Source organism: Spirosoma utsteinense (genome assembly GCF_014282275.1).
Taxonomy (GTDB): domain Bacteria; phylum Bacteroidota; class Bacteroidia; order Cytophagales; family Spirosomataceae; genus Spirosoma; species Spirosoma utsteinense.
In genome coordinates this window covers 46,406-59,442 of the sequence record NZ_VFIA01000017.1, presented here as the reverse complement: position 1 = coordinate 59,442, position 13,037 = coordinate 46,406, and the positions used below count along the sequence as shown (strand labels likewise).

The following is a 13,037-nucleotide window of genomic DNA, read 5'->3' as shown; positions in this document are numbered from 1 at the left end:
AACAGCAACAGCCATGAACACAACCGACAGCTACCCGTTCCTGAAAATTACGCAGGCTATCGACCACCTGAGCACTCATTTTCGAGATCAGCCCTCACTGGCCGATCTCGCCAGCCAGGTCAATCTAAGCGAGTTTCATTTTCAGCGGCTCTTTACCGAATGGGCGGGGGTGAGTCCTAAAAAATTCAGTCAATACCTGACACTCGACTACGCCAAGCAACAACTGCGTAACGGTGCCCCACTGGCCGATGCAGCCTACGAAGCCGGCCTTTCGGGTACGGGTCGCCTGCACGATTTGTTCGTTCGGATAGAGGGCGTTACACCGGGGCAATTCAAACAGGCGGGCGCAGGTCTGTCGCTGGTCTATGGGGTGTTCAACAGCCCGTTTGGGGCGTATGTGCTGGGTGCCATAACTGGTAAGTTAGCCGTCATACACTTCCTCGATGATGCCGAAAATCCTCCGGCAATCCTGACAGCCGCCTGGCCCGGTATTACCCTCCGACACGAGCCAGCAGCAGTACAGTTTCTGGCCGATCAGGTCTTCCCGGCTACCGGTACTACCCGATCGGCCGAACCGGTACCTGTATTGCTGCGTGGGTCTGCCTTTCAGCTCAAGGTGTGGGAGGCTTTGTTGAAAATTCCGGAGGGGCGACTTGCCAGTTACGACCAGATTGCGAACGCAATTGGTCAGCCTGCGGCCTCACGGGCAGTTGGTACAGCTATTGGTAGCAACCCGGTGGGTTACCTGATTCCCTGTCACCGGGTTATCAAAAAAACAGGCCTCTTCGGCGGGTACCGCTGGGGTTCGTCCCGCAAGCAGGCTATGCTGGGTTGGGAAGCAGCACGAGTTGGTCAAAGGGGAGGAGTGATGAGTGATGAATGATGTGGTGCATTTCTTTTGTGTGCCAGGGAATTTTTAGGGAGTGATTATGTCGCTTTATTTTGGAGAGGAATTGATTTATACTGTTTTGAATTTGTAGAATTAAATTACTAAATAATTGTATTGATCGCTGCGTTGACTAATCATTTAAACGGGTTGATATGTAACGATAATGTGATCTTATTGGAAGCGCTTTTTGCCTGGATTTGCTGAAAAAACAAATTTTCCGGAAACGGGTTTACTGTCTATTATTACTATTTACTACGGGTAAAGTATGACAGTTATTGGTGAATTTATAAAAAAAGCAATTGACGTTTACGGATTTGTAACCTCCGAACCTGACCCAGTAAAGGCTCAGAACGAGGTGCTTAAAAAGTTGATCGACACGGCCAAACTAACGGCGTTTGGCAAGAAATATAACTTCAGTAAACTCCTGACGAGTACTAATCTGGTCGAAGCTTTCCAGCAGGAAGTCCCTGTCCATGACTACGACAAGATGTACGATGAGTGGTGGCATTACTTGCTGGAAGGGCATCAAAATGTTACCTGGCCCGGTGGCCAAAAGTATTTTGCGCTGAGCAGCGGCACAACCAGCACCAGCAAATACATCCCCGTGACCGACGACATGGTTGATGCCATTCGTAAGTCGGGCATACAGCAGGTGATGAGCCTGAAAAACTTTGATCTGCCCGCTGATTTCTTTGAGAAGCAAATCATGATGCTGGGCAGCAGCGTCAACCTGATTCAGCAGGACGATCACCAGGAGGGAGAGATAAGCGGTATCAGTGCCGCCAACATACCAGCCTGGTTCAGAACGTACTACAAGCCGGGAATCGATATTGCGTCGCTGACCGACTGGGACGAAAAGGTGCGACGTATTGCCGAGGAAGCACCCAACTGGGATATTGGAAGCCTGAGCGGAATTCCTTCCTGGATTGAGATGATGCTCAAAGAAGTAATCGCCCACAACCGGCTTTCAACTATCCACGACATCTGGCCAAATCTTCAGGTGTATACCTCAGGTGGGGTGGCATTTGAGCCCTATCGGAAAAGTCTGGAAACCCTGCTGGCCCGGCCCCTGACCTATATTGATACCTACCTGACGTCTGAAGGCTATCTGGCTACGCAGAAGCGGCCTGATACATCGTCGATGGCGCTGATCGTAGACAATGGGATCTTCTTTGAATTTGTCCCTTTCATTGATGAGAACATGGATGAAGACGGGCGGGTGAGGCCCGAAGCCGGGGTTCTTTCGCTGGAAGCGGCAGAAGAAAATGTGAACTACGTTTTGCTGATCTCCACCGTTTCCGGAACCTGGCGGTATATGATTGGCGATACCGTAATGATTACCGATAAGCAACGGGCCGAAATAAAAATTACCGGTCGGACAAAGCACTTTTTGAATGTTGTAGGTGAACAGTTGTCGGTTTATCAGATGAACCAGGCAATGCAGGTCATGCAGCAACAGTTCGATATAGAAATCAAGGAGTTTGTGGTCTCGGCAATCCGTAAAAACGGCGAGTATATTAACAAGTGGGTTATTGGCTCCAATAAAACCGTTGACAATCATGCCTTTGCTCTTGCGCTCGATCGGGAGTTATGTGAGACCAACAAGAACTACAACGTGGCGCGCAGCAAATCGTTGAAGGGTGTAGAAGCGGAGGTCATGCCTGTTGCGAATGTGTATCGATGGAGTGAAGAATTTAAAAAGCTGGGTGGTCAGGCAAAGATTCCGCGGGTAATGAAGGAAGAAGACTTTCTTGAATTCGAGCAGTACGTCACCGGGCTTTTATAAATCGGGTTTCGGCTTCAGCCGTTCCTCTTCCAGTTTTTTCACCTGGTCTACAATCGCTTCCGGAGACACATACAACCGGGCAATCTTGTCTTTGTACGCCTGGGGCAGGTGGGCATGATTGAGAATAAACCGTTTTGTCTCGATCAGGTACTGGCCAAGGCCGTGATCGACAGCGAACTTATCGGCTATTTGTTCAACGCTTTTTACGTAACTGGGGGAGAAGACATACCCGATGCCAAAGCCGATCATTCCCATATTGCTTCGACGTTCGTAATCCATGATATGACCTAACTCGTGACCAATCCAGCCAATCATGATCGTATCGGGAATTTGATGGATGGGAATCGCGGTATGCGTCAGTTTGAACAACGAACTGATGTTAATGCGGTACGTTCGGTGCTTCCGTTGATTCAATAAAGTACTGAAAACAGGCTGGGCCTGCATCACCGACGATTTGATGGAGCGTTTGAAAATAAAATCAATATACGTTTCTTTTAACTCCGGATAAAACGATAAAGCAGTCAGGGTATTTTTCTCAATAACTGCCGGTATTTTTTTATTTGTCCTAAACTCGTCAAGCTCGGGTGTTACACCGAAATTCTGGGTATTCGTGTTGAGTGTAGACATAAATAATACAGGAGAATTCTGCGAAAAACTATATGTATTGACAACGCTTCATTTAGTAATTAGTTTGGGCAATGACAGGCTATCGATGGATTCGTCGGCAACCTTCAGCACCGTGAACAAGTCGGTACCGACTTATTCACGGTGCTGAAGGTTGCACACTCTACAAGTATAGTCAATGAGCGGCCTTTACAAAACGGTATGCCCTGAACGACTTACGGAGGACGGCGCTGTCAGGCTAGGCGGACGGCTTTGACGACAAAAGTAGTAGATCACTAAAGTGATAGAATAGCGGTCTTTAGAATGGATACACTTCGTTCCAGTTCATCCTCCGTACTCGACGCAAAGCCAAGCCGGGTGCCATTCAGGGCTTGGCCCGGGGGATTGTGGGTCAGTCCATTTGACAGATAAAGCCCGCTTCGACCGGCCCGATCACTTAAGGTGGTCATGTCGATAGCCGGATCGAATGTGGCCCACACGGCCAACCCCCCATCCGGTTTCGTAAACTGTATCACATTGCCAACTTCTGTAGCCAGCAGGTCGCAGAAGTGGTCGCGCCGGGCGTGGTATGTACGTAACGCTTTGCGAAAATGCCGCTTGAGATCGCCGGTCTTGAATAAATGTCCCACGGCAAATTCGAGCATCGTATCGCCCTGGCGATCGATGATGCGCCGAAGCCGCGCCAGCTCGTCGATCAGCTCGGTTGGCGCTACCACATAGCCGATCCGAAAGGCGTGTGCTACCGACTTTGTGAGCGAGCCAATATAAACGACCATACCCTGATGATCGCTACTGGCCAGGGGCAGGATCGGGCGGCTGAGGTAATGAAAATCGTAGTCATAATCATCTTCCAGGATAGCGAAGCCGTATTGTTCGGCTAGTTGCAACAAGCGAACGCGCCGGTTTGGCCGTAGTGTCACTGTAGTAGGGTAGTGGTGATGGGGCGTTACGGCTACAAGTCGGATCGGCATTTTCCCGGCCAGCGCAGCTAGTGCGTCAACATCAATACCGTGCTTATCAACCGGAATTGACAGGACCGTAGCGCCTGCTTTCCGAAAATTCATGGTGCCCCCCGCCCAGGTGGTTTCTCCCGTTACGACCACATCACCGGGCCGTAATAACACCTGGCTGGTGAGATGCAGGCCCATAATGCTGCCTCGTGTGATGAGTATGTTATTGGGTGTGGTATGCAAACCGCGTGTTTCGTTCAGGTACATCGACAACTGTTCCCGTAGGAGCAAATGTCCCTTGGTGTCGGCGTAGCCAAAATGCTGTTGCGGATTGCCCCATCGGAAATAGGAACGATAGGCCCGGCCCAGTTCGGCGAGTGGGGCCAGGCGGACATCCGGAAAGCCATCGTCCAGCCGAAGCCCTCCCGTATTGGTCAGCACTGGCCGGTTTAAAAACGATACTGACTCAAAGGCGTAACCGGGTCGACGGGTACCCGTCGCCTGACCGACATGGGGATCACTGGCCAGGTCAGTTGGGAGGGCCTGTAGATTGACCTCCGGCAGATGGCTGGCGACAAACGTGCCGCTACCGGGCTGACTCTCGAGCCATCCCTGCGCGACCGCTTCGTCATAAGCGGCTACGATGGTTTGCCGGTTAACCGAAAGCAGGCTGGCTAACTGGCGACTCCCCGGCAAACGCTGTCCAGCCGACAACGTGCCCGCCCGGATCAGTTGGGCAAACTGATCGCTCAGCTGAAGAAACACGGGTGTGTCTGACGACTTGTCGACGATGAGCAGCGACTTATACGGAATCATAACCGGACTAGCTAGTTTGTGAGAACTGGATGGTTCAGGCAGGCCGGTAAAACACAACATTTGTGCTACCAAAAGCAACACTTATGCAAACATCCCGTACCATTCCCAGTCGGCTAGCCAAACGGGCTCACTATGATGCCGACACCGTCCATGCCATTCTGGACGAGGCTTTGTTCTGTACCGTTAGCTACGTGATGAACGATCAGCCAATGGCTATCCCCACCGCCCACGCCCGAAAGAACGACGAAATCTACATACACGGCTCGGTAGGCAGTCATTTTATCCGACAGATTCAGCAGGGTGGAACCGTCTGTATCTCGGTTATGCTGACCGACGGACTGGTGCTGGCCAAATCGGCTTTTCATCACTCGGTTAATTACCGGTCTGTCATTCTGTTTGGTACCGCCCGCACCGTGACCGGGGAGGCCGAAAAAATGGAGGCCCTCGCCCTTATTACCGATCACCTTGTTCCGGGACGCTGGGACGACCTGCGCCCGACCACCGATAGCGAACTGCGAAAGACAACGGTGCTGGCTTTTTCGCTGGCCGAGTCGTCGGCCAAAGTCCGTACGGGTGGCCCCAGCGACGATCCTGAAGATGCCGACCTGCCAACCTGGTCGGGTGTGGTTCCAATGCAAACCGTCCGGCTGGCACCCGTTCCGGCCACCGGGAGTGAACCGCCTGTGGCCTTGCCTGCTTATCTTCAGTCCTGAAGTTTTAGGCATCGAACCTGTGTAGGATTTCACGTTGGCCCGTGTTTCATTCAGCCAGGCGGTCGGTAGTAGCCTGGACGGCCACGTCCGGGTAAGCTTATTCCCAGTTCATTCCCGGACGTAGCCGTCCAGGCTACTACCGACCTCGTCCTGCCAGTAATCCTAAACAGATTCATCTATTGGGTGTACTCTTTTGAGGAATGTTATCCCGTATTCAGACCAGACAACAACAACTTGACCTGAGGAAATGAACATGCATATAAGACCGTATAGGCCCGGTGATGCCGACCCATTATTGGCCATCTTCCGGAAAAACATACCTGAATCATTCGGACAGAATGAAATTGATGCCTATGCGACCTTTCTGCCAGTCAATACCGATCCGTATTTTGTGGCTGAGTACGAGGGCGAGGTGGCCGGTGCCTGTGGGTACTACCTGATCCGGGAAGGTAACGTAGCCCGAATCTGCTGGATTCTGGCCGACCCTTACCGGCGGGGATCAGGGGTGGGCAGTGCGCTGCTACGACATGTTCTGAACCAGATTTCGACGCATCCAGCGGTGAACTTGATTGAGTGCGAAACGTCGCAGGTTGCGTACCGGTTCTTCGAGAAGTTCGACTTCACGCTCCACTACGCCAAGCCAGATCACTGGGCACCCGGCCTCGATTTATACTTCATGTCGCGGGAGCCAAAAGGCGTTTGAACAGTTTCCCCTTATGTTAGCTTGCTTACCAGTCAGTTATGTACATACCCAACCAATTTCAGGAGACCGACCGTACTGTATTGTACCAGTTTATTCGTGACAATCCGTTTGCGCTGCTGGTCGCCAACGGCTCCACCAACGAAGCCCCCCTGGCCACGCATCTGCCCATCGAGCTTCATACTGATGCAAGGGGTGAATGGCAACTGGTTGGTCATCTGGCAAAAGCAAACCCGCAGTCGAAACGGCTGGGTAGCGAAACACCGGCACTGGCCGTTTTTTCGGGACCGCATGCCTATATTTCTTCGTCCTGGTACGACCACGTCAATGTGCCAACCTGGAACTACCTGTCCGTACAGGTCACCGGCCTAACCCGCTTGCTCGACAGCGATGAAACCCTGGAGTTACTGCGACAACAGGTGGATCGGTATGAGGTTGATTCCCGGTGTCCGGTATCAGTAGCGAGTATGACCGAAGCGTATGTCCGAAAAGAAATGCGGGGCGTCGTAGCTTTCTCGATGCAGATCGGCACTATTCAGGGAGCAGCCAAACTGAGCCAGAACCGCGATGACAAAAATCACGCAGCTATCGTCGATGCCTTGACGCAGCAGAACGACTTCAATGCAAATCGGGTTGCAGAAGAAATGATCAAACGACGGTAATTATACTATGAATTTACTCAGCACCCAGCTGGGCCGTTTACGGCTTCTGGCCTTTACCGAAGGCGTTTCCTTTCTAATTCTGCTTTTTGTGACGATGCCACTGAAATACGCTTTTGGAACGCCTGGTCCCAACAAAGTATTTGGCATGGTACATGGATTGCTGTTCGTACTGTATGTACTGGCCGTTGTTCAGGTGAAAATCGAAAAAGACTGGTCAATAAAAAAAACCTTGCTGGCCCTGGTCGCTTCTGTCGTTCCGTTCGGCACCTTCTGGGCCGACGTAAAGCTGTTTCGCGAGGAAGAACGATCGTAAGCCATTATAAGGTGAATCTGGGCAATGCATACCAGACTCCCTCAGGCTATAAAACCGTTTCTGCATGAAAAACCAGGACGGGTATATGAAGGTGCGTTAGCATCCGGTCGGTCAGGCTTGGATTCAACAGTCCGGAAAGAAAGTCCCGTTCACGGGTAGTCATCACGAGCAGGTCGGCGGGGTGAGTGGTTAAGTAGGTCTCAATACCACCGCTTACCGTACGGGCATCAACAGTGTCGACCGGCAGGGGAGCAGTCCCGTACGCTTCCTGTAACTGCTGAAGCAGTGGCTCGTCGGCATTGATATTAGGTTGGTTTTCGGCTTGTACCCGCAAAACCCGTAGCGTCGCCCCAAAGGTGTTGGCTATTTCCACTACCTGACCAAACGTTTCCTGCTGGTCGAACTCCAATGGTGTAGTAAACACAATTGTTTGTAGCTGGGCCAGATGCCCGGCCGCTTCAGTTTCCCGGGCGGGAACGACCAGCACCGGACAGTTGGCTCCCCGGGCTACGCTGGTCGCTGCGGTCCCGACAATTCGATCGAAGAAATTCGTCAAATGACCGCGCCCCGTAATGATCAGATCGGCGTTGTAGGTGTCAGCTGCCGACAAAATCGCTTCTTTAACTGCCCCCCTCAATAAGTCGGTCTGGCAGTTGATGCCTTCTGCTTGTAGCTGATGGGCCAGTTTGGTCAACTGGTCGTGGCTGATGGGTTCCAGATCCAGACTGGCACTGGAACCCATACCCAATTCGCCTGCAACGGGCAATGTTGTGTCGGGAATAGCCAGTTGCTGTACGTGTACTACGACCAGGGTTGCGTTATACTGCCGGGCGAACAAGCGGGCCCAGTTGAGCGCAGCAACCGTTGACTGGCTAAAATCGGTTGGAAAGAGGATGGTTTTCATGATGGTGGAAAGTTTGCCTTAAGCGGTAAAACAAAAACAACAGGCCAGTCTACCCAGACAGCCTGTTGTCTATTTATTATCAGTTGTAGGGACCTGTTCACACAGGCACACAGGACGCATTCGTCCCTGTCCGCTACTTGGGTGTTGGATAGACCAGCACAGGAATATCGGATTTTTCGACCAGTGCGGTAGTCCGGTTGGGGTGGAGCAGATTGTCCAGAAAACCCGACTGTGGATAAAGCTGCATCACGATCAGGTCGGCCGTAGCGTTTTCCAGCCGGTCGTCGGTCAGAACCGTCAACGTAGCATCGAAGGCCTCCACCAGCGAGTCTGTCTGGGCCGATACATCGCTTTGCGTAGTTCGTGACTGCATGGCATAGGCAATTGTCCGTACCTGTGCGGGTATAGTAACCGTCTGGTCGCCAATAGTACGCGTGGGTACCACCAGAACCGGGCAAAGAGCTTCGCCTGCCACGTCGGAGACGGCGCTGCCCGCCAGCCGGTCGAAAAACGAGCTCAGGTCAGAACGGCCCATGATGATCAGATCGGCGCTACTGGCACGGGCTACCTCCAGAATTTCGTCTTCGGCCGAACCAATGCGCCAGTCGGTTAAAACGGATAGTCCCTGCTCCTGCAATTCGGCTGCGAGTTCGGTCAATCGCTGTCGGCTGATTTCTTCAATTTCCTGCGAAGCGGCAATACCCATTCCTGGATCGCCGAGCGTTGGCAGGGTCGAATCGGGTATCATGGGTTGAAACACATGCAGTAAGGTAATTGTCGCGCCGGTTTTGCGCGCAAAAAGCCGTGCCCAGCTCAGAGCAGTAGCATTGTTGGACGAAAAGTCCGTGGGGAAAAGCAGGTTAGTCATTGTTGATTTGGTGGTATAATAGACCGAACTACAAATTACAACCTGTAAACGGCGAACAATGTTAGCGTATAGTTAGCCAGGATGGCGGAAGGCACCGGTTAAAATGAATAAATACGGAGAATAAGATGAATCTATGCTTTCGTTCACCTTCCGGGTTGATTGGCTATTAGTAACGATACGGGAAATTATAGGTGTATGTACTACTAACTACCTGCCGAGGAAGTTTGTAACGCAGTAATGTTCTGGCGGTACAGGTAGCTTTCGCTGAGGCCTGAGGGTAATACGTATCTGTCAGGGAGTACAGTCGGGCTTATTCAGAGAAGGTGTACGTACGTGGATAAATCCGAGAAGCTGGACTTGTCTTATTGGGGAAAGTGGGTGCCTGTATTTCTGACCTTGTCGAGTAAAATATTGAGTAATACGAGTTCGCTGGGTTCCAGATGAGCGAGAAGATTATTGATTTCTGAGACTCGTTCTTCTATTCTGGCCAGCAAATCAAGTCCTTTTTGAGTGATGTTCACATCGACCGATCGTTTGTCAATGGCCGATGGCTGACAGTCGATCAGTTTTTTCTTTTGAAGCTTTTCGGTGATCCGCGACACGTTCGATGATTTGTCCATCATACGCTCTCTAATGGTGTTAAGGCTAACTGCGTTGCCTTTTTGCCCGCGTAGAATACGGAGAATGTTGTGCTGAGGCCAGGTAACCCCGAAGGATTTAAAGAAATCGCTATGCCGTGTCTTGAGCCAGGTAGCTGTATAGATCAGGTTTATGCCTGCTTTCGACAGTTCATTCCGAAACGTAGCCTGTTGGATATCGTCTTCAATGCGATGATACTGATCATTGATGCTCATTGGATAAGCCATGCCTCATTAGCGGATAGAAATTAAGCACACAAACTTACTGTTTATAGAAACGTTTTGCCAGTTGTGTATATATAGACTGGTACATAATTGACGCAAAAGGGGCATAAATGAAATGAAAATCAACTTAATTCCCTTTTGCGTCAATATACTTACGGACATCGATCAGGTGTTGCGGGATGTGGCCGGGTTAGTGAGGGAAGCTACTTCGGGTACTTTATTGAGCTTTTCTATCGCCAGAAGCTGCTTCATCGTTTTCTCCATACCATCGGTTGAGCCATCCAGAAAAATAACGTTGCCTTTGCTATTTTCGGCAAAGTGCTTCACCGCTTCGGTCCAGATCGAGAACAGAATCAGCGACGCGTCAAGGTCAGCTTCGTTCATTACTTTAGCTGATTCGGCCATACCTTTTGCCACTTCTTCGCGGAACAGTGCCACACCTTGCCCACGAAGCTGGGCCGCCGTTTTTTCGGCTTCGGCGGAGATCTTTATGGCGTTTCCTTCGGCTTCGGCGGCTTTCGTTTTCGTAATCAGCAGTGCCTGACCTTCGTTCTCGGCGGCAGCTTTCAGGTTCGACGATGCTACCACCTGCGCCATCGAACGCATAATGACCTCGTCGAACGCAATGTCGTTCAGTTGCAGGTCGGTCAGGTGATAGCCCCAACTCTCCAGCAGTGTATCGAGCTGGTACTTCACGTGTTCGATGATTTCAGAGCGTAGGGCCAGAATTTCGGACTGTCGTTTGGTGGCTACAAAGCTACGGATCGAGCCTTCGATGGTTCGGATAAGGGCCTGCATGAAGGAGGCTTCATCGATGAATTTAAACGCCACATTCTTGATCGTCTCTTCGCCCTGGTTCAGCACCGAATACACCAGCATCGCCTTGAAATTTACGTTGGCCTGATCGGCCGTGATGGCCTGAAAAGCCAGCTCAACGGATCGGTTCTGGATCGAAATACGCCGGTAGATCATTTCAACGAACGGGATCTTGAAATTCAGGCCCGGACCCATGACGCGGGTATACTTCCCGAAAATAGTTATGACCGCTACTGTGCCCTGCTGAACAATGGCAATAGACAGGAAGAGAACTAGTAATCCCAGTACCAGGAAAACAACCGTAAGAATCATTGTACAATTTAGTTTAGGATGGTAATGCCAACCTACGTCCTTTTTTGGACACCGCCTTATAAAACCGGATGACCGGTCGTGAATCTGTAGTAGGGGCTTTTTTTAAGGGTATTATGTCGAATCATGGCCCTGAGTGTGTACATTCGGTTTCAACCTGGATACGATACATGAGGAACACCGCTTTACTTCTTATTACTTTATTCATTGTGGGTAAAGTACACGCCCAGAGCGAACTTACGCTGAAAACCCGCACGTACCGCCAGCAGAACGAACGGAAACTGATGGATGAGTTTTTAGGCCTGCTCGCCATACCGAATGTTGTGTATGACACCGCAGGCATTCAGAAAACAGCTGCTTACATAGCCGATATGCTGAAGCGACGCGGTATAGAGCCGCAATTGCTCGAAGGCCGGACCAAAGGCGTACCGCCAGCCGTTTATGGCGAAGTCAGGGTGCCCGGCGCTACCAAAACCATCGTGTTCTACGCGCATTACGATGGTCAGCCGGTGAATCCCAATCAATGGGCCGATGGCCTCAAACCGTTCGAACCAGCCTTGTATAGCGACGCACTGGATGCGGGCGGACAGCCGGTAGCCATGCCTAAAGCTGGCGACCCCATCAACCCGAACTGGCGTTTGTATGGCCGCAGCACCTCCGACGACAAGGCAGGGGTCTTCACCATTCTGGCCGCTTACGATGCGCTGAAGAACATGAATAGCAAGCCTACCGCCAACCTCAAGTTCTTCTTTGAAGGGGAGGAGGAAGCGGGTTCCACTCACTTGAACGAGATTCTGGAACGGCACAAAGAAAAATTGAAAAGCGACCTATGGATCATCTGCGACGGGCCTGTGCATCAGACAGGCCGTAAACAGGTGCTTTTTGGGGTGCGGGGCGACGTGAATATGGAGCTAAAGGTATATGCTTCCAAACGCCCCCTTCATAGCGGCCACTATGGTAACTGGGCTCCCAACCCGGCTATGATGCTGGCAAAGCTGCTGTCATCGATGAAAGACGATGATGGAAACGTGCTCATCAAGGGTTTCTACGACGATGTAACCCCACTGACCGATCTGGAAAAACAGGCATTGGCCCGGATACCGGCGGTCGACGAGCAGCTACGTCAGGAGTTGGGCTTTACCAAAGCCGAAGGGGGTGGTAAAACCCTGGCCGACCTGCTCATGCGGCCATCGTTGAATATCAACGGCTTCTCGAGCGCTAATGTCGGTAAACTGGCGGCCAACGTCATTCCCATCTCGGCAACGGCAGCGCTCGACCTCCGGCTGGTACTGGGGAACGACGCCCAGCGGCAGGTCCAGAAAGTAATCGATCACGTTAAAGCACAGGGATACTACGTCACACAAGCAGAAAGTATAACCGACGAAGAGCGGGCCAGGTATCCAAAAATTGCCCGGATCGTTGCCAAATCGGGCTACAACGCCCAGCGGACGCCCATGAATTTGCCAATTGCGCAGACCGTTGCCAAAGCGGTTCAGTCGACAGTGAAAGGCGATATTGTGTTACAACCAAGCCTGGGTGGAAGTTTGCCCCTGTACCTGTTCGACCAGATTCTGAAAACGCCGACGATTACTGTTCCTATTGCCAACCACGACAATAACCAGCACGCCGAAAACGAAAACCTTCGCATCCAGAACCTGTGGGACGGTCTGGAAACGTACGTGGCGCTGATGAGGCTGTGAGGAAAAAAAGTCGTAGTAGTCAGTAAGTCGTAAGTGGCAGGGTAGCCAGAGCAAATCGGCAAACCGGCGCAATGGGGTAAGCCTGGGTTGAGTGAGTAATGCTAAGGGAAACTTGTCCATCAGC

At 51.5% G+C, this 13,037-nt stretch carries 13 protein-coding genes; 7 read left to right on the top strand and 6 right to left on the bottom strand.

Annotation, left to right across the window (positions count from 1 at the left end):
- The first annotated feature begins 13 nt into the window (after positions 1-13).
- Positions 14-883, top strand: coding sequence for a bifunctional transcriptional activator/DNA repair enzyme AdaA (locus FH603_RS14920; protein ID WP_186738331.1), 870 nt, complete (start codon positions 14-16; stop codon positions 881-883).
- Positions 884-1,154: 271 nt separating this feature from the next.
- Positions 1,155-2,675: a GH3 family acyl-acid amido synthetase gene (locus tag FH603_RS14915; RefSeq protein WP_186738330.1), complete on the top strand. Its 1,521-nt coding sequence runs from the start codon at positions 1,155-1,157 to the stop codon at positions 2,673-2,675.
- Here FH603_RS14915 and FH603_RS14910 read toward each other — a convergent pair.
- Positions 2,670-3,302, bottom strand: a complete 633-nt coding sequence (locus FH603_RS14910) for an ImmA/IrrE family metallo-endopeptidase (protein WP_186738329.1) — start codon at positions 3,300-3,302, stop codon at positions 2,670-2,672. The genes FH603_RS14915 and FH603_RS14910 overlap by 6 nt on opposite strands.
- A gap of 272 nt (positions 3,303-3,574) precedes the next feature.
- Positions 3,575-5,065, bottom strand: a complete 1,491-nt coding sequence (locus tag FH603_RS14905) for an aminotransferase-like domain-containing protein (RefSeq protein ID WP_186738328.1) — start codon at positions 5,063-5,065, stop codon at positions 3,575-3,577.
- Between the two features lie 83 nt (positions 5,066-5,148).
- On the opposite strand from FH603_RS14905, the gene FH603_RS14900 reads away from it, so the two are divergent.
- The 4 genes from FH603_RS14900 (at position 5,149) to FH603_RS14885 (ending at position 7,453) form a co-directional block, all read left to right on the top strand.
- Positions 5,149-5,778: a pyridoxamine 5'-phosphate oxidase family protein gene (locus FH603_RS14900; RefSeq protein WP_186738327.1), complete on the top strand. Its 630-nt coding sequence runs from the start codon at positions 5,149-5,151 to the stop codon at positions 5,776-5,778.
- Positions 5,779-6,031: 253 nt separating this feature from the next.
- Entirely contained in the window at positions 6,032-6,481 is a 450-nt protein-coding gene (locus tag FH603_RS14895; RefSeq protein WP_186738326.1) for a GNAT family N-acetyltransferase, read from the top strand.
- Between the two features lie 38 nt (positions 6,482-6,519).
- Positions 6,520-7,140, top strand: a complete 621-nt coding sequence (locus FH603_RS14890) for an FMN-binding negative transcriptional regulator (RefSeq protein ID WP_186738325.1) — start codon at positions 6,520-6,522, stop codon at positions 7,138-7,140.
- A gap of 7 nt (positions 7,141-7,147) precedes the next feature.
- Positions 7,148-7,453 carry a DUF3817 domain-containing protein gene (locus FH603_RS14885; protein WP_186738324.1) on the top strand — a complete coding sequence of 102 codons (306 nt, stop codon included), beginning with the start codon at positions 7,148-7,150 and terminating at the stop codon, positions 7,451-7,453.
- A gap of 46 nt (positions 7,454-7,499) precedes the next feature.
- Here the strand turns inward: FH603_RS14885 and FH603_RS14880 are convergent, their stop codons facing one another.
- From FH603_RS14880 to FH603_RS14865, 4 genes are all read right to left on the bottom strand, one after another.
- Entirely contained in the window at positions 7,500-8,357 is an 858-nt protein-coding gene (locus tag FH603_RS14880; RefSeq protein WP_186738323.1) for a universal stress protein, read from the bottom strand.
- 133 nt (positions 8,358-8,490) lie between these two features.
- A complete protein-coding gene (locus FH603_RS14875; RefSeq protein WP_186738322.1) occupies positions 8,491-9,225 on the bottom strand; it encodes a universal stress protein in 735 nt (244 codons plus the stop codon).
- Between the two features lie 362 nt (positions 9,226-9,587).
- A complete protein-coding gene (locus tag FH603_RS14870) occupies positions 9,588-10,091 on the bottom strand; it encodes a MarR family winged helix-turn-helix transcriptional regulator (protein ID WP_235985245.1) in 504 nt (167 codons plus the stop codon).
- A gap of 162 nt (positions 10,092-10,253) precedes the next feature.
- Complete coding sequence (locus FH603_RS14865) at positions 10,254-11,216, bottom strand: SPFH domain-containing protein (RefSeq protein WP_186738321.1); 963 nt, start codon at positions 11,214-11,216, stop codon at positions 10,254-10,256.
- A 167-nt stretch (positions 11,217-11,383) separates the two neighbouring features.
- Here FH603_RS14865 and FH603_RS14860 point away from each other — a divergent pair, with 167 nt between their 5' ends.
- Entirely contained in the window at positions 11,384-12,913 is a 1,530-nt protein-coding gene (locus FH603_RS14860; RefSeq protein ID WP_186738320.1) for a M20/M25/M40 family metallo-hydrolase, read from the top strand.
- The last annotated feature ends 124 nt before the right edge of the window (positions 12,914-13,037 follow it).

Excerpts from the sequence above, each read along its gene's own strand:
- FH603_RS14920 (WP_186738331.1), top strand. The coding sequence starts at position 14 with ATGAACACAACCGACAGCTACCCGTTCCTGAAAATTACGCAGGCTATC.
- FH603_RS14875 (WP_186738322.1), bottom strand. The coding sequence starts at position 9,225 with ATGACTAACCTGCTTTTCCCCACGGACTTTTCGTCCAACAATGCTACT.
- FH603_RS14900 (WP_186738327.1), top strand. The coding sequence starts at position 5,149 with ATGCAAACATCCCGTACCATTCCCAGTCGGCTAGCCAAACGGGCTCAC.
- FH603_RS14870 (WP_235985245.1), bottom strand. The coding sequence starts at position 10,091 with ATGGCTTATCCAATGAGCATCAATGATCAGTATCATCGCATTGAAGAC.
- FH603_RS14910 (WP_186738329.1), bottom strand. The coding sequence starts at position 3,302 with ATGTCTACACTCAACACGAATACCCAGAATTTCGGTGTAACACCCGAG.
- FH603_RS14865 (WP_186738321.1), bottom strand. The coding sequence starts at position 11,216 with ATGATTCTTACGGTTGTTTTCCTGGTACTGGGATTACTAGTTCTCTTC.
- FH603_RS14895 (WP_186738326.1), top strand. The coding sequence starts at position 6,032 with ATGCATATAAGACCGTATAGGCCCGGTGATGCCGACCCATTATTGGCC.
- FH603_RS14890 (WP_186738325.1), top strand. The coding sequence starts at position 6,520 with ATGTACATACCCAACCAATTTCAGGAGACCGACCGTACTGTATTGTAC.
- FH603_RS14880 (WP_186738323.1), bottom strand. The coding sequence starts at position 8,357 with ATGAAAACCATCCTCTTTCCAACCGATTTTAGCCAGTCAACGGTTGCT.
- FH603_RS14905 (WP_186738328.1), bottom strand. The coding sequence starts at position 5,065 with ATGATTCCGTATAAGTCGCTGCTCATCGTCGACAAGTCGTCAGACACA.
- FH603_RS14915 (WP_186738330.1), top strand. The coding sequence starts at position 1,155 with ATGACAGTTATTGGTGAATTTATAAAAAAAGCAATTGACGTTTACGGA.
- FH603_RS14885 (WP_186738324.1), top strand. The coding sequence starts at position 7,148 with ATGAATTTACTCAGCACCCAGCTGGGCCGTTTACGGCTTCTGGCCTTT.
- FH603_RS14860 (WP_186738320.1), top strand. The coding sequence starts at position 11,384 with ATGAGGAACACCGCTTTACTTCTTATTACTTTATTCATTGTGGGTAAA.